Source organism: Virgibacillus sp. DJP39, from assembly GCF_049310925.1.
In the GTDB taxonomy this organism is placed as follows: domain Bacteria; phylum Bacillota; class Bacilli; order Bacillales; family Amphibacillaceae; genus Virgibacillus_F.
The window spans coordinates 14,658-34,850 of the sequence record NZ_JBMERP010000036.1; the positions used below are offsets into that span (position 1 = coordinate 14,658).

The window sequence follows — 20,193 nt, forward strand, 5'->3', positions numbered from 1 at the left end:
CGCCATTAAGCTCCAGCTACTTATTGGATTGTTTAAGTCGAAGTAATTCCGGTATGGAAGATGTTATTTTGGAAGTTCACTCCAATCATAATCTTCCGCCACAATTATACAAAACCAGTTGAGTTGTAATTTGGTTAACTTCTGATGTTTCATTAGATGTTTCAAAGTATCTATCCTGGAATCAGATCTCATCTATAAAGTATCTATTCTACCCAAAAAGCTTTATAATCGAACAAAAGCAAAATACTTTAGTGAATGGTAGAGGTGTTGTTTGTGCAAAAGCTTATATTTGAATCGAAATGGGATAAGACAATTGCTGATCAGGACCGGGACAATATTAAGCAAGTTTTTAAGGAATCCGTTTTAGCCCCTAATGTAGATATTCAGTTCACTTCTCTGTGGCAGGCCAAAAATCATCGGGGTGATTTACTTGTTGCTGTGCTAATTCATAATAGTAGTGCACAGAACTTTTCATTTGATAATCAAATGCTGACATATACAGTAGAAGATAGTATCTTCTCAGAACATACATTTTCTCTTCCTGTCACAGTTGAGAAACAAACAAGTATGCCTTGGACATTTATTTTCCCCGCTGGCAGATTTAACGATTCAGAAAAGTTTCATGATGGAAACTTACACCTTACCCTTAATTACTAACGGTGCTTGGCACTATAGTGCCAAGCACCGTCAAATCACAAGCTTCTATTTTTAATGGATTGCTTTAGATTTTTTGTAAATACTTCTAGTGTACTTTCTTCTGTATCTGCTTCTCCGTACTTTCTGATATTCACTGATTGGTTTTCCAGTTCTTCGTCTCCAACAACTATAATGAATGGTACTTTCTTCATTTGTGCTTCACGTATTTTGTAACCCAGTTTCTCTTCACGCAGATCAGATTCAACCCGAATTTTTTCCTGTTTTAGCAGATCTGTAATTTCCTCTGCATACGCTTTGTGAATGTCGTTTGATACAGGTATAACTTTGACTTGAACTGGTGCCAGCCAAGTTGGAAAAGCTCCGGAAAAATGTTCGATTAAGATGCCCAGAAAACGGTCAAGTGATCCGAACACTGCCCGATGAATTACTACTGGGCGGACCTTGTTGTTGTTCGCGTCCATATACGACAAATCAAATTTTTCTGGCATTTGGTAGTCGAGTTGAACAGTTGCACATTGGTGACTTCTGTTCAATGCATCTTTAATGTGAATGTCAATTTTCGGCCCGTAAAATGCCCCATCTCCCTCATTTATCGAGAAATTAAAGTTTAGCTCGTTTAAGACATTTTTAAGTAACCCTTCCGCTTCGTCCCATAATGCTTCTTCTCCCATATATTCATCCGGCCGTGTTGAAAGTTCAATATCATAGTTAAAGCCAAATGTACGGTAAACATCATCCACAATTTTTAAAGCAAGCTTAATTTCGTTCGCTATTTGATCTTGTCGCACAAAGATATGGGCATCGTCCTGGCAAAAAGTACGAACTCTAAGCATACCATTTAGTGCACCACTGAATTCATGACGGTGAACCTGGCCAAATTCTGCCATCCGGATTGGTAGGTCACGGTAGGAGTGGCGTTTATCCTTGAAAATAAGCATATGACCTGGACAGTTCATTGGTTTAAGTGCAAATCTCTGATCGTCCACTTCAGAGAAGTACATATTTTCTTTATAATGGTCCCAGTGTCCAGATTGTTCCCACATGCGCTGATTCATCATAATTGGTGTTCTAACTTCTTTGTAATCATTTAAATGGTGTAGCTCCCTTAGGAAAGTCTCCAGCTCATTACGAACAATTTGCCCATTTGGTAAATAAAACGGCATGCCGGGTGCTTCCTCAGAGAACATAAATAATTCCAGCTCATTTCCCAGTTTACGGTGATTCCTTTTTTGTGCTTCGTCAACAAAGTGAAAATAGTCTTCCATATCTTCCTTTGATGCAAATGCCACACCATATATGCGCTGCAGCATTTTATTATTGCTGTCACCGCGCCAATAGGCTCCTGAAACATGTGTTAATTTAAATGCTTTAATAAATCGAGTTGATGGCAAATGTGGTCCACGGCATAAGTCAATGTACTCACCCTGACGATAGACCGATACAGTATCCCCCACCGGAATATCAGTTAACAATTCAAGTTTTAATGGATCATTGGCAAAAATCTCACAAGCCTCATCACGTGTTATTTCCTGCCGCTTAATGTCGAGATTTTCAGAGATAATCTTGTTCATTTCTTTTTCGATTATGCCTAGTTCGTCTATTGTTACGTTATTCGCTAGATCAAAGTCATAATAGAATCCATTTTCGATTACTGGTCCAATTCCTAAATGAACATCTCCGTATATGCGCATTACAGCTTGGGCTGTTACATGTGCAGTTGTATGACGCATGATTTCCATCCCTGCTGTCGAATGGAGATCATACAATTCAATTGTTGCGTCTTCTTTAATAGACCGCTTAAGATCATACATTACTCCATTAACCTGACCGGCTACTGATTTTTTTCTTAAGCTTGGGCTAATCGACTGAGCAATTTCTTCTAAGGATATACCTTGGGCAAACTTCTTTTCGCTACCATCCGGGAACCGAATGTTAATTTCCTTCTGACTCATGTTTCAACACTCCTATTTTATAATTCAAACAAAAAAACACACCCATCCCTAAAAAGGGACGAGTGTATGTAAGACCCGTGGTTCCACCCAACTTCCCAACACCAGAACGGCTGATGGCTTCGTTTAAGCTATATCGTCGCTTTTTACGGTTTGGATACTTTCATTTTCCCCATCACTGCTCCAAGGTGGTAAGTAATTTTCTTTGTTAGGGAGCTTCCAGCCATGACTCCCTTCTCTGTATGCCTCTTAAGAATTACTCGTGTCCTTATCTTCACTTTTTTATTATTAAATTTTACAAATAAAAAAACACACTCCATCCCTAACCAAAAGGGACGAGTGTGTAATCTCGTGGTTCCACCCAACTTCTCATCACTTAACCTAACAAGTGATGACTTCATTGTGCTGTATCGTAGCATACCCGGTATTGACTACTAGTTGTTCACCAATACTGCTCCAAGGTGGTAAGGTTCTTTTCAGCGTTGGGAAGCTTCCAGCAGTGACTTCCCTCTCTGTAACCTGTTAAAAGAAATTTTTGTCCTTATCGTCGCGTGGTTATAATTTAATTTAATATATAGGATTAGCAACGGTAAGTCAATACCTAATAGTAGATTACAGTTTTTTTAATTCATCTTTTGAATAGCACGCCAACCGTGCGCTTCTTGTTTTTCCAAATAGCTTTCTACCTTGATTTCCTGAAGTTCCAATACAATTGGTTGTAGAGAAACATAGCATTCATTTGAAGCATAATTAATAGTCACCTTAACAACTTTGAATCCATTGCGATATCCTGGATATTATCTAATATGTCCCTATTAGCAGGAAGAATATCAGATTCAATTGATTACCCAACTTCATTGGTACTAGGCAGCTATCCGACTTCCTAATTCGCATGGCACCTTAGCAGCTCCGCACTTAGCTCTCTGCCAAAGCATCTCGGTCGGGGAACATCGGGGGTTTTTCCAGCCAGCCGTTCTTAATCATCAGGTTTGCACCGTCTTCTACATAAAGACTAATTTCTCCAATTAATTTTGTATATTTCAAAGCAAGATCTCGTCTTTGTGCAACTGATAGTGCCGCTCCATAGTACCCAATGGCAACAGAAACTAACGTAACAGTATGGAACGCCATTAATTTATCCGAGAAGGGAGGCACCGTTGAATCTGTTACCTCTCCCTGCCACATCGGTGGGGAGGGAAGGTTATCCTTTGCTAAAAGTCCTCCCATATCCTTAATTTGTTTTTCACAAAGTTTGGCACCACGTTGTAAAAAGGCTCTTAGTTCCTTTGATTGCGCCACTTGGCTAAATGCTACTTCCAACACAACCTTTACAATTGTTTTTATCATATTGTGGTGAAGACCACTTACCTCAATGGAATTTAATGGCCTTTTCTTGCCAAACCAACCGGTCAAATAGTGTTGATCGTTAACAAACTCAACCTCTTTTGGTACGTCCAAATGTGGAGGTTTACTTAGAATTCCCTTTTCCAGCATTAGGCCAAGGATACGATCATAAAGATTTGCAGTCTCCGAAAGACACGTTGCATAGTAGTTCCTCTGATCCTTACGTACCGAGGTAGTCGTACAGAGAGAATAGCTGTTCATACCATGTAGGGTCATGACTTGCATATAAACTAAGATAAGATTGTCAGAAAAGAGGCGCGGTGCACCCTTGTCCACATCTTCTTTTGTAAATCCTTTTGGAACTATGAATTTTTCATTTTTAAACATGTCTTTTAATTTTTTGATATGAGAATTTGACAAATCAAGGGAAGATTTTAAAATGACGATAATCTCTTTGTCTTTACAGTTTTCTAACAAATGAGTAATCATGCAAATCGACATTGTATCGTTCTGATATTGTGTCCAAAGGTTTGCAAGCTCCGCTGAGGTCAATCGGTTATTAGAATTGTTGTTCACTATTAAAAAACACTCCTAAAAAATATGTACTTACCCTTCTATTATTACTACTTATCCGTACTTCTATGCACAAGTAAACACGGGGACAAGGTAAGCTTTCTCCGCGTTCCATAGTGATAAATTTGTCTGACAAGGAATAAACATTAGTAGGGTGATGCGGAAAGGAGTTGGAAAATGAGTAAATCGTCGTTTCAAGGTCCCTCAACGGAGGGCACTATCCATGTTGTGGACCCTTCCCCTCTCAACTGGCTGTATATTCTATTCAATACAATGGAAGAAGCGGTAAGGGCTGATCACTTAGGGCGGATTGTTTCATCGCTTGCAACGGATTACAAGTGGCTGGATGACACGACGCTTGAGTTACAGCTGCGTAAAGGAGTAGTCTACCATGATGGTGAGTTTTTTAACGCAGAAAACGTGAGCCAAAATTACGATGAGGTCAAGCAATGGATCGCCCCACATCCCCCTGGCACTTGGTTGAATTTACCGGATGGAACAGGTTTGGAAGTAGTGGATGCATTCACTGTCAGGTATAACCTTCCCAAGACAGATGGTTTGGCATTAGGAAAATTACGTGCTCACCACTACGCCAATCATCTTTTCTGGAATGAGCTCGGTTTTGGTTATGCTAAACTTGGTACCGCTGAAGGACATTGGTGAGTGTTGGACGCACCAGGCCCGTGGGGTACTGGACCATTCATTCTTTCTAGTGGTTTCTCTTCAATAAATAATATACAAGCAATAATGATTCAAGAGCCTTTTGCATCTACATGGCTTAAAACAGATGAGGACCGTACACCGTATGTTGTATTGGACGCTAATCCACATTATTGGAATAAAACTAGAGGCCCTAGATTAGATCGAGTCGTATTTCGAAATGAACTTACTCCTGACCTCGCCTTACATTTATGTACCACAACGGAAGGACAGGTAGATATCGTCACACAGGTTCCACCTAAGCACGCCAAAATGGTGAGTTCATCTGCCTATGCAAAATTAGTAAACGTCAACAGCAACCGTATTCTTGCGGGAACGTTTAATCGTTTTAAACGAGATGTTAGTTTTGATGATAAAAATATTAGATTAGCACTAAACCTAGCGATCCAACGGGAAAAAATCATCCAAGAAGGTTTTTATGGATTCGCATCACATGTCCCGGCAATGACACCTCCTTGGGCATTTGATTACCCTGAGGAACTTTCTTCTAGGCAATATGATGCTTATCGTGCCAGAGAACTTTTTCAAGCTTCTCATTGGCCTGAAGGAAGAAGGATGAAAATCACGTCCACAGTTGAATTTGCACAAGCCGCCTATCTTATTGCAGCGGATATTGAAAACACCCTTCCAATCGGTGTCGATGTAAGCATCATTCCGCGCCATGAAGAAATAAAGTGGAAAAGAATCGTTGCCGAAAAAAAGTTAGTGCCTGCATGGGATATTATGCTCGCCAGTACAACCGCCTTGTTCTTAGAAGGTACACCTGCTTTCTTTCATCGGAAATTCTTTGGTTCGGATGGGGAATTACGAGTGGGGCCAGAGCTTCCAGCGTTTAATCAGTTGTTTAAAAAAATGGTAGCGCAAACGGATCAAACAAATCTACTAGAAGTTGCTAAGGAAATAGATAGATATGTGTATGAGGAAGCATTAGCCTTGTTCTTATGTAGTCCTCAAGATTTATATGCAGTAAATAGAAATGTTATCTTCCGGCCATACCGAACAACCTTTGAACTCGCCGACACAGAGGTAAACGAATTTCATTGGTCAAGGAGATAGCACGGTGCCTGTCATCCTAAACAATTCTGAATTGTTTGGATGACAGGCACCACCTACAAACGCTTCCAGCATACTAACCCTGACATATACTTATACTGTATCCCCTGCCAGAATATCATTTAACAATTCAAGTTTTAATGAATCACATTTCTTTCTACAATTGAAAAAAACATACACCCATCACTAAAAAGGGACGAGTGTATGCAATACCCGTGGTTCCACCCAACCCAGTAATGGCTGATGGCTTCGTTTAAGCTATATCTTCGCACCATTATAGTTTAGCCACGGTAAGTCAATGCCTGTTTTTAATCTAGACTTTTAAAAATTAAAACGCAGCGGTCCAACCACCATCCGCAGTTATAACTGTTCCGTTTACAAAACTTGATTCATCTGAAGCTAAGAATAAAGCAACTGTTGCTATTTCTTCAGGTTGCCCCATACGCGGCATAACAGCATGTGCACGTTGTGTACGACTTGCTCCAAACTCATTGATATTTTTAATGGATGAACCAATATTTGTTTCTACGCCACCAGGTGCTATTGCATTGCAGCGAATCCCTTTTTCTGCATACATGAATCCAGTATTCTTGGTTAAACCAACCACTGCATGTTTAGATGCTCCATATGCTGCACCTGCATGCGCACCATTTAGACCACCTGTAGAAGCTGTATTAATGATAACCCCTTTTCCTTTTTCCAGGAAAATTGGCATTGCTTTACGAGTTGCCCGCATAACACTCTTGGTATTGATATCAAAAATGAGATCCCATTTTTCGTCCGTGATATCACCAACAGGTTCCATAGAGTCCATGATTCCAGCGTTATTTACTAGAATATCCAATGTGCCATACTCACTTACTGCTGTATCGATCATCGTTTCAATATCTGTCAGCTCTGCCACATTTACTTTTACTGCTTTAGCTGTACCACCATTACTTACAATCTCGTCTACAACTGCTTCTGCACCTTCACTATTCAAATCAGCTAAAATAACTTTGGCACCCTCTTTGGCATAAAGCACGGATATTGCTTTCCCCATTCCTGAAGCTGCTCCAGTAACAATCGCTACTTTTCCTGCTAATTTCAATTAATTTTCCTCCTCAATCTATAGAACTTTCATATATGTTCATTCATTACACCACTAGTTTAATCTTCTTATTCGTTAACATCTGTGATTAAAATCACTAAATAATTAGAAACCTGGTTTATCGCTAACCTTTAAATGGGAAAACTTTAGTGCAAAAAGAGATTGAAGGCCAGGTGTAGATGCGCTTGTCAACAACCTCTTTAGAACTGTTGGTATGGAAACTCTATTTACTTTCCACAGGTGCTTCACGGTTCAACACATGTTTAACAGCACTCACATATTCTGTCAATGCCCGCTGACTGATCGCAGCATCTGGTGTTAGTACCTCAAACCCGTGATAACAGCCTGGATATAAATGAAATTCAACATCAACTCCTGCTCGACTAAGTCGGGTTACATAATCAAGCGTTTCGTCGCGAAATGGATCTAATTGCCCTACACATGTGTACGTATACGGTAGTCCCGAAAAGTCTTTTTCCCGGGCAGGTGCCGCGTACTTAGACACATTTTTCGTACCATTTTGTCCATTCAGATACATTTTCCAGCCTTTTTCATTTAAATCATGATTCCAAATCATGTTTCCGGTAACTTCCTGACTTGAAGGCGTATTATTATGATCATTAATCATTGGATAAAGTGGCATTTGAAAACATAATTTCGGCCCGTTTCTATCTCTAGTCAGTAGAGACAGAGCAGCTGTTAATCCACCTCCAGCACTTGCACCTGCTACGCCAATTCGAGTTGGGTCGACCCCTAACTTATCCGCATTTTCGGAAAACCATTTAAGCGCTGAATAGCAATCATCCAAAGCCGCTGGGTATGGACTTTCTGGTGCAAGCCGATAGTCTACTGATACTACTACACAATTGGCTTCTGTAACAAAACGCTGACACAAAACATCATTTTCTTCAGGAGTTCCAATTACATAACCACCACCATGAATCCACAATAAACCTGGTGATGTCCCATCCTTTTCTTTCGGTTCATAAATCCGGACGCGTACATGAGGATTATCCTCTGGGCCAGGAACCAAATGGTCGAAAATAACAACAGATTCATCTACTGGTATTTCAAGGGATGCAAGATTCTCCGCGCTAAATCTTCTAACTTCTTCAACATTATCCAAGTCAAGTGGTGGAAACAGTTCAAGCAACTCTCTCAATTCCGGATCAATTCTATTTTTCATAATAAGTCCCCTTCCTTTCAAAAATGCTAAACTTGTACCAACTATTAATTGTGCTTCTTAATCAATATGAAAAAGTTTAACTATTTATTACAGGCGGAAAATTCGAGGCATTAAATCTATGGTGCCTGGCACTTTGAACCGTATGGACTGCAATTGCTAAAGTTTATCAACTAACCAGGGATACAGGATTCTTTTCTTAGCAGAAAAAAGATTGGTATTTTCGATAGTCCACTAATATAAGGTACTCGCTAGTCAAGCACATTTTCAATAATTTGATTAAGTGCGTTTACATCTATTGCCTGTATCTTTTTATTATTTATGTTGTATTTCTGCTTCAACTCAATAATCCTACTAACACTCGTGTTAATTCTTTGTTCAGATATTTCACCGGTTGTTACAGCAGCTTTCAAGGCATCAATTACGGACACTACTTTGTTATACCCATGAGCCACTAAAATAATATCACTACCTGCCTTCACGGACTGGACCGCGGTTTGCTCAATACCATAGTTATTTGTTATAGCGTTCATGGTTATATCATCTGTAATTACTACTCCATTGAAATCAAGTTGCTTTCTTAAAAGGCCAGAAATGATTTTTTCAGACATGGTAGCAGGATATTGGTTGTCAATCTGTGGCAGTAAAATATGAGCAACCATCACCATATCTGCCCCGCTTTCAATAGCATTCTTAAACGGTATCAATTCAAGTTTATTAAGTTCTTCAAGGCTCTTATTAACTTTTGGTAGTTGTAAATGTGAATCAACTGACGTATCCCCATGCCCGGGGAAGTGTTTTATAACGGGAATGACATGTTGCGATTGAAGTCCTTTCATGGTTTGTATCCCTAACTTACTTACGACTTCAGGGTTATTTCCGAATGATCGATTTCCAATTATAGGATTGTCTGGATTGCTGTTCACATCAATCACTGGAGCAAAGTCAAGATTGAATCCAAATGCATTTAACTCTTTTCCAAGTAATGAACCAATGTCATAGGAGAATTCGGAGCTATTGACCGCACCAATCTTCTTATTTGTGGGAATTCCAGTTAAACCGCCAGGCAGTCTTGAAATACGACCACCTTCCTGATCAACACCTAAGAACAAAGGCAAAGATTTCTCAGCATTCTCTGCGATAATTTGATTTCGGAGTTTAACAGTTTGCTGTGGATTTTGTAGATTATCCTCATAAAAAATTATCCCACCTACATTGTATTTGTTTATAAGGATTTTCGTCTTTTGAGTGAGTACAGTACCAGAAATACCGGTAAACACCATTTGTCCAATTTTTTCTTCTAGACTCATTTTCTCAACTATCTCAGTAACCGTTTGTTGTGGCTTATGCAGCTTCGTGCTGACAGAAATATGATGCACCTCAGGATTTGGTTCATTTTCAGTTGGTTTTGGAAGTATCCATTTCAACTGGAATGGTGCATTCACTTGGTATATAAGAATGATTTGATTATGTGTATTATCTTTATAATAACGAACCTTGTCTGGTTCACCTAATTCTTTCTTAATTGTATTTAAGTGAATATTAGCTAGGTTCTTATGGTAGGAACGAACATCGAAAACTGTATTATCTTGATAGGCAACTGTAACGTAGCGGCTAGAAAAACTTTCATAAATCCCTTTTGAAGATACACTTGATTGCTTAGGTTCTCCCCATTTATCATGAACTGTTCCAATTTCCGTTTTGCCTGCAACAAATGGTGCTTGCATTATTTTTCCATGCTGGGAAAGGCCGAAAATATTTTTTATCAGACCCTTTCCATTTGAACCATCGTCTTTACTTGATTCTGGAGTTTCCTCCTCATTCTCTGGTGCAGAAACAGAACCAGATCCTTCATTTTTGGTAGCTTCGTCTCCCACTTTATTTTCTAACAATACAACCGTCACACCAATGATTATTATGAATAATAGAGAGTATCCCAGTTTCCTCATAAGGCAATCCTCCTTATCGTCCTACTATTATTATTCCCTATATTTTGAGAGAGAACATAAAAACATCCAAATAACTTTGCACATTAATTCATTGTTGCAAAAGCACAGTAGTATATCTCAACAATGCCTAAATAGGTTATTCACTTATACAAACTAGTCTATGTATCACTGTAGCATTTTCGACTTTTGAAGTGAACTGATGATATAGAATTCTCATCTCACCATAACAAAAACGCGAACCTTAAGGATCTCAAACCATTGGCGAACTGTTTACTTAAGGAGGTACCATTAGCTGGATTTATGCACAACAGTCTCAGTTTACATTTACAATAACAGTTCTTTTTTCACACTATTATATAAATAGTCGCCTTATAATAAGTTTATATAAATAATTAGAAGAAACTAGGTGAAACTAACATCAATTAAGAATAGTCCAGGATAGGTAGGTTTTTTTATGATTACTCAAGACTCTCACCCCGAATATAAGTATCCGACCGCTTCGCTATTATGGTCTTTAGCGTTACCTGGATTCGGCCAATTTTATAATGGTCAGATCTTATTAGGGACTATCTTGCTGTTCACAGAACTATTGGCGAACATATTGTCAGGTTTGAACCTTTCTATCTTTGAAACTTTTCATGGCAATTTTAAAAATTCACATGATGTTATGAATTATCAATGGGGAATGTTCTATCCTTCTATTTGGGGATTCTCGATGTGGCAAGCTTATAATTATGCAATTGCAGGTAACCAGCAAATAAAAGGAAAAAGAAGTAAAGCATATTTAACGGGGTTCTTCTTTGGTGGCGTGGTGGGGATGAATTTCGGGATATATTGGCATGTTTCTTTTCTTTACAGTCTCAAATTGTTTCATTTTTTAGAAAGTCCTATATGCCTGGGTCTAATCCTGGGAATAGTATGTGCTTTCTTAGGTCATTGGTTTGAAAAAACACTACATAGGATATTGCTTGCCCATCGTGTTGAAACTGCAGAAAAGGGTTCAAATTTTAACTAATTATAAAGTTATAGTGCAAATGAATATATGTTTCCAAATTAATTAAAAGAGGGACACCCAACTGGTATCCCTCTTTACATACTACTTTTTATTCCTTGACTCTTAACAGCCTTAAACTGTTTAGTGTTACGAGTAATGTGGCACCCATATCAGCAAATATCGCGATCCATAATGTTAACCAGCCTGGAATAACTAGTAGCAAGGCGATCAGTTTTATTACTAAAGAGAAAGTGATGTTTTGTTTTATGATTGCCAACGTCTTACGGCTCAATTTAATTGTATATGGCAATTTGCTCAAGTCATCAGACATTAGGGCGATATCAGCTGTTTCCAATGCTGTGTCTGTACCAGCCCCACCCATGGCAATACCGACTGTTGAAGCAGCAAGTGCTGGAGCATCATTTACACCATCTCCTACCATTGCAACACCTTGATGACTCGATCGTAGTTTTTTAATGAAATTTAATTTATCTTCTGGCAGCAGATCTGCTTGAATATCAGATACCCCTACTTCCTTCCCAATAGCTTCAGCAGTTCGTTTGTTATCACCTGTTAGCATGACAGTTTTTTTAATCCCTGCTTCATGTAGCTTACGAATCACCTCTTCTGATGAGCTTCTAACTTCATCAGAGACAGCAATTAAAGAAAGAATACCCTTTTCTGTTCCCAGAATCATTACTGTTTTCCCTTGTGATTGTAGCTGTGAAATGGTCTGTCTTTTGTCATTTTCAACTTCTCCATGTAACTCCTCAAAAAGGGAAGGACTTCCAACATAATATAAAGTGTTATCAATTCTTGCTTCGACACCTTTTCCAGTTATCGATTTGAAATCTTCTACAGACATTTCGTTATAAGTTAAGCCATTCTCTTCAGCCCTTTTCGTAATGGCTGAAGCTAGTGGGTGCTGTGAGCCGTTTTCAATTGACGCGGTAATCTTCAGTAACTCATCTTCAGTTCGGCCATACGTTACGATATCTGTTACAGCTGGTACACCTTTTGTTAATGTTCCGGTTTTATCAAAAGCAATAACCTTCAACGCCCCTGTTTCTTCTAAATAAATTCCACCTTTAATTAACACGCCGTTTTTCGCAGCATTCCCGATTGCTGTTACAATCGCAACTGGCGTGGAAACTACTAATGCACATGGGCAACCGACTACTAACACTGCTAATCCTTGATAAATCCAATCGCTCCAATCCCCACCAAATAGAGGCGGGATGGTTGCTATAAATAAAGCGATGATAATAATTGCCGGTGTATAATACTTCGCGAACTTATCTACAAATGCTTGAGATGGTGCTCGTTCTGCTTGTGCTTCTTCCACCAAATGAATAATTTTCGTAAGCGTGGTATCTTCCACTCGTTTTGTTACTTTTACTTCCATAAGTCCTTCTTCATTCAATGTTCCGGCAAAAACTTCATCATCAATCGTTTTTGTTACTGGAACGCTCTCTCCTGTTATTGCTGCTTGATTTAACGTTGATATCCCTTTGACAACAAGGCCATCCATTGCTAATTTTTGACCTGGTTTTACAATCATAATGTCACCAATTTTAATAGCTTCAACGTTAATCTTCATCTCTTCGCCATCCCGACGAATGATTGCTTCCTGTGGTGCGATGTCCATTAAAGATTCAATTGATTGACGTGCTTTATCCATCGAAAAACGTTCTAATGCTTCACTTACAGCAAACAGGATCACAACTGTTGCACCTTCACCCCATTCGCCAATCATTGCAGCTCCTAATATAGCAATGGTCATAAGCGTATTCATATCAAAATTAAGTCTAATGAGGTTTTTAAAACCTCTTATAAACAACGATAAACCACCAATTATAATTGCAGCTCCATAGCCCAACTTAGGTATAATACTTTCATCACCAAGCTGGATTCCAACTAACCAACTGATTACAATTAAAGCAGTAGAAATATAAACTTTTATGCTTTCTTTTTGTTTCCAAAACGATTTTTGTTCAGGTTTCTTTTCTTTCTCATCTCTCAATTTCAGATTTTCAAAGGCACCTGCCTTTTCAAGTTCTTCAATCGTAGTATTACCTGTAACCGCGATTTTTGAAGCACCAAAATTAACTTTTGCATCTTCAACACCATCCAGGTGCTGTACGTTCTTTTCGAACTTTTGGGCGCAGTTAGCTCAGGTCAATCCTTGTACCCGATATGTGACGGTTTCTTTTTCAGACATTGATTTTCAACTCCTTCTCATGCACTAATGCAAGCTGGATTAACTGTTTAATATGATCATCGTCCAGTGAATAAAATGCTAATTTACCTTCTTTTCGATACTTCACAATTCCTTGTTTCCGAAGCGTTCTCAAATGGTGAGATGCCGTTGCCACAGAAGATTCAATAATGTTGGCCACATCACATACACATAATTCATCATTTTGACAAAGGGCATAAGAAATTTTCGCTCTATTTTCATCAGCAAGTACTTTGAATAATTGGGTAATACTGGATATATCTACTTTCTGTAACTCTCCTTGAATATAATTTACCTTTTCCTCATCGTGACAGTAAACTTCACATAAATCCTTCTTATGCATTCATTATCCCTCCCAACATATTCAATCCTTCATTTGAATATAGTATATATCTTTACCTTTTGTTATTCAAGTGTATGTTTGAATGAATTGAAAAGTTCGGGGTCTGTATATAAAAAAAGGACTCTTTTCGTAAGTTTTGTTGCTTTTTAATCTTCGCAGTTGATACAAACTGCGAAGTAGTGAAAACTTTTTCGACGCTCTGCAGTCGCTGCGGAAAAATCACTACGCTTTCCGCGGGCTTGCGCTGAGCCTCCTCGATCGCAAAAAACGCTCACTGCGGGGTCTCAACACTTCGCTTTCCCGCAGGAGTCTTCGTGTTTTTCCTCCGCTACAAGATGTTTCAACAGTACTGTATGGCTCACTTACTATTACGATAGTTGATTGGAGCGGAGGACCGTTGACTCCAGCGGGAACAGCACGAGTCTGAAGACCCCGCAGAGTGGTTTTCTCGAGGAGGCTGAGGCCGTGCCCGCGGAAAGCAACGGTCCGTAGCGGAAAACAACCAGCAGTTACTTCGCATTTTATAGATTTTGTGTTAAATACAACAATCTTTTAATCTTTTAGAAAACAGCTAAAAACAAAAAAAGATCCGTACTAAATCAACTGATTAAGTACGGATCTTTACATAATGACTCCGATTGGGCTCGAACCAACGACCTCTTGCCTGTCAAGCAAGCGCTCTCCCGGCTGAGCTACGGAATCGTATGAAATTCACTAACACTTTTAACTATATATTATTTTCAATTGGCATGTCAACAAAATTTTTTCCATTTAACAGATTACAAGAAAAACAATTATATCAAGGAGCTAAATTAAGACATATTTCTTAGATTTTATAGTCTAAACTTCACAGCAAGTTATGTCCAAATCTATAATTATAGTAATAAATTACTAGCTATTTTTGTCTTTTATTGTCGAAACTATTTATTTATGATTATTTGTCTGAGATAATAACTATCGTGTCGAAAAAACGCTAAGGTGACGGTGAATATAATATAATGTTAGTTGAACAGATAGAATTAGATAGGGAAACATTAGTTTTGTTAATTGTTAAAAAAAGAAATGAAATGTTAATGCTGGCAGATAGGGATGGCTTGTCTTCCTGTAGGACAATTAGGTGCAGTCAGGAACTGGATTCGTTGTTAAATAGCTTACATAAGCTCCAACTTGCATCGTAAAAGATTCAAGCCCTTTTTCTCTGTAAATACTCCAAAACAAAAACTCAGTATAAAAACTGAGTTTTTGTTAATTTTTTAATTCAGATTCCCTTTTAGTCAACAAGTTCTCGAATTTTGTAGGAATCTCTCCCCGACTTTTTCGCCTCATAAAGTGCTATATCCGCACTTTTTAATATAGTAAAGGATGTTGTTGTACGGTCATTCACGGACATTGCAATTCCCATACTAGTAGTAACTTCCAGCCTTTTGCCATTTATGAACCAAGGTTTATTCATAGCGACTTTTATGGTCTCAGCAATCGACATGGCATTGCTGGATGCATCAATATCAGACAGAAGAAGGGCAAATTCATCGCCACCTAGTCTAGCAACCATATCATCAGTACGGATTGAACGGCTTACTCGTCTTCCAAATTCCTCAATCACTCCGTCGCCAACATCATGTCCAAGTGTATCGTTAATTTTCTTAAAGTAGTCAATATCCATCATAACTACAGCAAACGGATTATTGCTTGTTTGAAAGTCTTCCAATGTTTGCTCCAGACTCTCCATAAATAAACGTCGATTCGGTAAGTCTGTCAAAGGATCGTGGTTTGCTACGTGTTTTAGTTTTGCTTCATACTCTTTTCGTATATTTATATTTCTAGTGAGTACTACCATATGTATAAATTTATTCTTATTATCGAATACAGGTGTTCCATTCGCTTCGCACCAAACATATTCGTTCTTATCGTTAACCTGTTTTAACTGGATAGTAAATGAGTCACCATTTTTAATAGAACTTGTAAACTTCTCATCCAGGTGGCTTTTATCATCTGGATGAACATTATGCAAGAAAGACTTGCCTACATATTCCTCATGATCAAATCCTAATATATCTTTATAAGACGGTGAAGCATAAATGATTTCACCTTTATCATCAAGCAATGTTATTAAGTCATTAGCATGTTCTGCTATTACTCGAAAACGCTTTTCATTTTCTTCCAGCTTCTTTAATGAAGTTAGAGTTTCCGTTATGTCTCTTACAATACCAAATATGCCAATTACTTCATCATCGATTAGTAATGGTGTGACTTTTAATGGTATTTCAATTCGTTGACCTGTTTGATTTAATATTGCCAGATTAGTATCTTCAGTAACTCCGCTTGCCGCTTTCATAATTATATTTTTCGCAAGACTTATATCCTCTTTAACAACCAGCGAATCCATAGTCGATCCCAACAGTGCTTTGGGGTGAAATCCCATCACAGATTGTGTGGCAGCATTTCCATCCGTAATATGGCCATCCAAGTCAAATAAAAGAATGACATCCTTGTTATGGTCAAACAAAGATTGATATCTTTTTTTACTTTCATTTAATTCATACCAGGCTTTTTCTATCTCAATTTCCGTCCATTTTTCCTTCGTAATATCCTTGACCACTGCTACTACCTGTGTACATTTGTTCATTTCGTTAAACAAAGGAGTTAATTTCGTTTCAGAGTAGTATCTTTTACCTGAAGGAGAGACAAAAGAATCTTCAAATGTGTGGGGTTTTCTGCTTGTCAATACCTTAGTATAGTGCTGATAGAAGAAAGATGCGGTTTCCTGAGGATAAACTTCTCCAATTTTTTTACCCAGTACTTCTTGACTGAGCCCTGTTCCATCCATTGCTGCGCGATTTATAAAATCATAAATCAATTCAGTTTCATTTTCCACTCTAATTACAAATAACATGTCACTTATTCCGTCCATCAATACTCTATTAAAAGAAAACTCCGTTGAAGTATGCATATTTCTTTCCTTTCATAAGTGGTTTAGAAAAAGTATGTTTAAATCTACATCTTTCCTATACTAACACTGGATTTCTAATTTCAAAAGCCTTGTCCACTAACACTAATATTCTTAGCGTATTTTGGGAACACTAATTTTAAATCTATATTTGGTGGTGAAAGAATGGAAAACAATCATAATCCAAAACTAACCTCTTCTGAGTTAGCTTCATTATGGGGACAATATCAAAATGATACTCTTAGCATTTGTGTTATTCCCTATTTTCTAAATACCGTAGAAGACTCAGAAATATCCTCTATCTTAGACTACGGTTTAGAGTTGGCAAAGGATCACATAAGGGTAATTGAAGAAACGCTTAATGCTGAACAACATCCCATTCCAGTAGGGTTTTCAAAGCAGGATGTCAATGTAAATGCACCAAGACTCTTTTCTGATAGTTTTGTTCTTTTCTATATGACAAATATGGGTACCATGGGGCTCAATACATACAGTATTGCCTTACCTAATTCTACAAGAAAAGATATTCGCGATTTTTATACGTCCTGTCTCTATTCTTCTGCTGAACTTTATAACCGGTCATCGGATTTAATGTTAAAAAAGGGAATTATGGTCCGTCCCCCGTATGTTTCCTATCCTGAACAAGCTGAATTTGTTCATAAACAACATTTTTTGGCTGGGTGGATTGGGGAAGAGAGGCCACTTACAACAATTGAAATATCAAATTTATTTTTCAATTTGCAACGAAATGCACTTGGGAATTCTCTTCTAACAGGGTTTTCACAAGTGGCAGGTTCAAAAGATGTTCGAAAGTATATGGTCAGAGGGGCTGAAATCTCCAAGCATCACAGTGCAGTATTTACCAAGTTTTTGAATAACGACAATTTACCATCACCAATGACTTGGGATTCACAACCAACACGTTCAAAAGTAGCACCTTTTTCGGATAAACTTATGATGTTTCATACTACTGCTCTGAATGCAATCGGAATTGGTTATTACGGTGCCTCTTTAGGCCTGAGCCCAAGGAGAGATTTAGCAGCAGCTTATACGCGTTTAATAGCGGAGATTGGACTATATACAGAGGATGGTGCGAATATCATGATTAACAACCGTTGGCTGGAGAAACCGCCATCCTCTCCAGACAGAAAAGGTCTTGCTAAGGGATAGAAAAAATGGTGGATTACAATGATATGTACTCTAAATTGAACACAGGTGAGCAACTTAGAGAGATGAAAAATGCCTTGTTTGTCATCTAGGCAGATTTAACGAACCCTTAATGTTAACAGAACTGTCACTTACACAAAAAAATCCAGGGATATATAATTACCTTTATGCAAAAAGAAAGGGAGTTTTAATGTTCCTAGCAATAATAAAAAAGAAGGTATTATTTTCGGGATTTTTATGTGTTTTGGAATGGTTCTTATTATGTCAGTGTATGGACTTGTGCTGACTTCCATTACAACAGGAATTAAAGGTTCATTTTTTATAGCATACCTTAAAATAACTGGTTTGAACTTTATCGTCACACTTCCATCGCAGTTACTAATTGTTGGACCAATCTCACGGAGGTTATTAACAACCACAAGTAGCAAAATTATACATGTGAAAATACGTTGTTTTTTTGCTCTCAGGTAGAGTTAAACTAATTGTGTACTTACAAGACTTTAATTTTGGTTAACTCTTGCTCAATTCCACTCATTATATCAAATGCTCCATCTGACTTATTCGAGGAAACAACAACTTGAATAGATAAGTTAGGTTAATAAGCAGAATGAAAGCTAACACCAGGGTCATATCCCATTATATGGTATTTAAGGATACCATCTTCTGTTTGTTTCTTAATCCATATACCATAACCATAGAAGCCATTTTCATTGACCTGAGTATGAGTTGATAAGAGTTTATTGGTATACGATTCATCTAAAAGCTGAAAATTCATAAGTGCTTTCCATAACTTAGCCATATCTTTGGCTGTCACAAATGCACCACCATCGGAACCACCTTTTACAGGCAAAGAATAATTATTTGTTTTCCAACTTCCATCAGGCCTATCAATATAACCTAATGCTGTATTTGGAGGTAGAGAATCAAATGAAAAATACCCAGAGTTCTTCATACCGGCTAAAGTTCACTTGCCTCTTCAACAATTAATCCTAAAAGAATATAACCAGCATTGTAATATGAAACGATTCTCCTGGTTGGTTTTTCATAGGATTGTCCTGAAATAATGGTAAGAAATCTTTTAACTCTCTTACATGATACATTGGGTTCCCAGATTTCCTCAAAATCATCCATTACATCTTCATCAAAGTAATCTGGAATTCCCGAAGTATGTGTCAGTAAATGATGAACAGTCACTCTATCATCAAATTGTCGGAAGTCCATATCAAGGCAATCATTTAATTTAGTTTCAAAAGAAATTTCCCCCTCTTCTACAAGCTGACAAACAGCTATTGCAGTGAAGAGCTTACAACCAGATGCGATTCCATAGCGAGTCGCAGAATTATTTTCTAATTGATCTGAACGGTTGGCTCGGATAAAGGAAAATTACAGGTTTCTTGTATTCTTTACTATAACTTAATAAATAATATCAAATTACGGTTCTTAGTAATTATTATCCCCTCAATCCAGTAATAAGTTTTTTATTTGATCTTGATTGAATTTACCATTACCACCAAAAACATTGCTGACATATACTCCATTGTGTTCCTTAATAACACCGGCAGGACTCATCACAAAATAGTATTCTTCAGTTCCGTTTTTGGATAGAAAGAGCAGATAATTACCTCCTTTTTCTAAGTAATTTGTTGCTTGGTTCAACTTTACTTTTCCTGACGTTTGCCCAGAAAGGGTTTCAAGCACCTTGAGTGTTGAAATTTGAGCAACTATCCCATTACTTCTATCTTCTTCTGCTGTAGATTTAACTGATACAAAAGCAATAAGATCGGCTTTTTGAGTCATTTCATCTAATGACAACATGGGCCAGTCAGCTTGGATTTCTGAATTCGTGGCACCTTCTGCATTACTATTACCACTGCAGGAAACAAGCAAAATGGAAACTACTAACAATCCTATAAAGATTAAGCGTGGCTTCATCTTATCACCCCTTTACTCATTAGACGTTATACTAGTTCAGAAAGTTACATAGA

The 20,193-nt window shown here is 37.9% G+C and carries 19 protein-coding genes and 1 tRNA gene; 7 read left to right on the forward strand and 13 right to left on the reverse strand.

Going from position 1 to position 20,193, the window contains the following annotated elements; all coding sequences use genetic code 11:
* Nucleotides 1-273 precede the first annotated feature (273 nt).
* Complete coding sequence (locus tag ACOI1D_RS12560) at nt 274-657, forward strand: SLAP domain-containing protein (protein ID WP_422501635.1); 384 nt, start codon at nt 274-276, stop codon at nt 655-657.
* A 35-nt stretch (nt 658-692) separates the two neighbouring features.
* On the opposite strand, the gene thrS is transcribed toward ACOI1D_RS12560, so the two are convergent.
* The 3 genes from thrS to ACOI1D_RS12575 all read right to left on the reverse strand — a co-directional run bounded on the left by thrS (nt 693) and on the right by ACOI1D_RS12575 (nt 4,526).
* A complete protein-coding gene (gene thrS, locus ACOI1D_RS12565) occupies nt 693-2,609 on the reverse strand; it encodes a threonine--tRNA ligase (RefSeq protein ID WP_422501636.1) in 1,917 nt (638 codons plus the stop codon).
* 620 nt (nt 2,610-3,229) lie between these two features.
* On the reverse strand, nt 3,230-3,367 hold the full coding sequence (locus tag ACOI1D_RS12570) for a hypothetical protein (RefSeq protein ID WP_422501637.1): 138 nt from the start codon (nt 3,365-3,367) through the stop codon (nt 3,230-3,232).
* Between the two features lie 154 nt (nt 3,368-3,521).
* Nucleotides 3,522-4,526 (reverse strand): DUF3231 family protein, encoded by a 1,005-nt coding sequence (locus ACOI1D_RS12575; protein WP_422501638.1) that lies wholly within the window; start codon nt 4,524-4,526, stop codon nt 3,522-3,524.
* A gap of 225 nt (nt 4,527-4,751) precedes the next feature.
* Between ACOI1D_RS12575 and ACOI1D_RS12580 the strand changes: the two genes are divergently transcribed.
* The gene (locus tag ACOI1D_RS12580; protein WP_422501639.1) at nt 4,752-5,186 is read left to right on the forward strand and encodes an ABC transporter substrate-binding protein; all 435 of its coding nucleotides are present in this window, start codon (nt 4,752-4,754) and stop codon (nt 5,184-5,186) included.
* Between the two features lie 84 nt (nt 5,187-5,270).
* On the forward strand, nt 5,271-6,299 hold the full coding sequence (locus ACOI1D_RS12585; RefSeq protein WP_422501640.1) for an ABC transporter substrate-binding protein: 1,029 nt from the start codon (nt 5,271-5,273) through the stop codon (nt 6,297-6,299).
* Nucleotides 6,300-6,624: 325 nt separating this feature from the next.
* On the opposite strand, the gene ACOI1D_RS12590 is transcribed toward ACOI1D_RS12585, so the two are convergent.
* The 3 genes from ACOI1D_RS12590 to nagZ all read right to left on the reverse strand — a co-directional run bounded on the left by ACOI1D_RS12590 (nt 6,625) and on the right by nagZ (nt 10,518).
* Nucleotides 6,625-7,386, reverse strand: coding sequence for an SDR family oxidoreductase (locus ACOI1D_RS12590; protein WP_422501641.1), 762 nt, complete (start codon nt 7,384-7,386; stop codon nt 6,625-6,627).
* Nucleotides 7,387-7,609: 223 nt separating this feature from the next.
* The gene (locus tag ACOI1D_RS12595) at nt 7,610-8,572 is read right to left on the reverse strand and encodes an alpha/beta hydrolase (protein ID WP_422501642.1); all 963 of its coding nucleotides are present in this window, start codon (nt 8,570-8,572) and stop codon (nt 7,610-7,612) included.
* A 248-nt stretch (nt 8,573-8,820) separates the two neighbouring features.
* Nucleotides 8,821-10,518 carry a beta-N-acetylhexosaminidase gene (gene nagZ / locus ACOI1D_RS12600; RefSeq protein WP_422501643.1) on the reverse strand — a complete coding sequence of 566 codons (1,698 nt, stop codon included), beginning with the start codon at nt 10,516-10,518 and terminating at the stop codon, nt 8,821-8,823.
* A gap of 454 nt (nt 10,519-10,972) precedes the next feature.
* Here nagZ and ACOI1D_RS12605 point away from each other — a divergent pair, with 454 nt between their 5' ends.
* Complete coding sequence (locus ACOI1D_RS12605; protein ID WP_422501644.1) at nt 10,973-11,533, forward strand: hypothetical protein; 561 nt, start codon at nt 10,973-10,975, stop codon at nt 11,531-11,533.
* 88 nt (nt 11,534-11,621) lie between these two features.
* On the opposite strand, the gene ACOI1D_RS12610 is transcribed toward ACOI1D_RS12605, so the two are convergent.
* The 3 genes from ACOI1D_RS12610 to ACOI1D_RS12620 form a co-directional block, all read right to left on the reverse strand.
* Complete coding sequence (locus tag ACOI1D_RS12610; protein ID WP_422501645.1) at nt 11,622-13,733, reverse strand: heavy metal translocating P-type ATPase; 2,112 nt, start codon at nt 13,731-13,733, stop codon at nt 11,622-11,624.
* Nucleotides 13,726-14,094, reverse strand: coding sequence for an ArsR/SmtB family transcription factor (locus tag ACOI1D_RS12615; protein ID WP_422501646.1), 369 nt, complete (start codon nt 14,092-14,094; stop codon nt 13,726-13,728). The genes ACOI1D_RS12610 and ACOI1D_RS12615 overlap by 8 nt, the downstream gene beginning before the upstream one ends.
* Before the next feature lie 629 nt (nt 14,095-14,723).
* Nucleotides 14,724-14,796: transfer RNA gene (locus ACOI1D_RS12620), tRNA-Val, on the reverse strand.
* A gap of 296 nt (nt 14,797-15,092) precedes the next feature.
* On the opposite strand from ACOI1D_RS12620, the gene ACOI1D_RS12625 reads away from it, so the two are divergent.
* Nucleotides 15,093-15,272, forward strand: coding sequence for a Spo0E family sporulation regulatory protein-aspartic acid phosphatase (locus ACOI1D_RS12625; RefSeq protein ID WP_422501647.1), 180 nt, complete (start codon nt 15,093-15,095; stop codon nt 15,270-15,272).
* A 92-nt stretch (nt 15,273-15,364) separates the two neighbouring features.
* Here ACOI1D_RS12625 and ACOI1D_RS12630 read toward each other — a convergent pair whose 3' ends face one another.
* Nucleotides 15,365-17,005, reverse strand: a complete 1,641-nt coding sequence (locus tag ACOI1D_RS12630) for a PAS domain S-box protein (protein ID WP_422501648.1) — start codon at nt 17,003-17,005, stop codon at nt 15,365-15,367.
* Between the two features lie 201 nt (nt 17,006-17,206).
* Here ACOI1D_RS12630 and ACOI1D_RS12635 point away from each other — a divergent pair, with 201 nt between their 5' ends.
* On the forward strand, nt 17,207-18,211 hold the full coding sequence (locus ACOI1D_RS12635) for a DUF3231 family protein (RefSeq protein ID WP_422501649.1): 1,005 nt from the start codon (nt 17,207-17,209) through the stop codon (nt 18,209-18,211).
* A gap of 234 nt (nt 18,212-18,445) precedes the next feature.
* Entirely contained in the window at nt 18,446-18,679 is a 234-nt protein-coding gene (locus ACOI1D_RS12640; protein ID WP_422501650.1) for a DUF2798 domain-containing protein, read from the forward strand.
* A 124-nt stretch (nt 18,680-18,803) separates the two neighbouring features.
* Here the strand turns inward: ACOI1D_RS12640 and ACOI1D_RS12645 are convergent, their stop codons facing one another.
* From ACOI1D_RS12645 to ACOI1D_RS12655, 3 genes are all read right to left on the reverse strand, one after another.
* On the reverse strand, nt 18,804-19,160 hold the full coding sequence (locus tag ACOI1D_RS12645) for a hypothetical protein (protein WP_422501651.1): 357 nt from the start codon (nt 19,158-19,160) through the stop codon (nt 18,804-18,806).
* 5 nt (nt 19,161-19,165) lie between these two features.
* A complete protein-coding gene (locus ACOI1D_RS12650; RefSeq protein ID WP_422501653.1) occupies nt 19,166-19,582 on the reverse strand; it encodes a serine hydrolase domain-containing protein in 417 nt (138 codons plus the stop codon).
* A gap of 84 nt (nt 19,583-19,666) precedes the next feature.
* On the reverse strand, nt 19,667-20,140 hold the full coding sequence (locus tag ACOI1D_RS12655) for a hypothetical protein (protein ID WP_422501652.1): 474 nt from the start codon (nt 20,138-20,140) through the stop codon (nt 19,667-19,669).
* Nucleotides 20,141-20,193 lie beyond the last annotated feature (53 nt).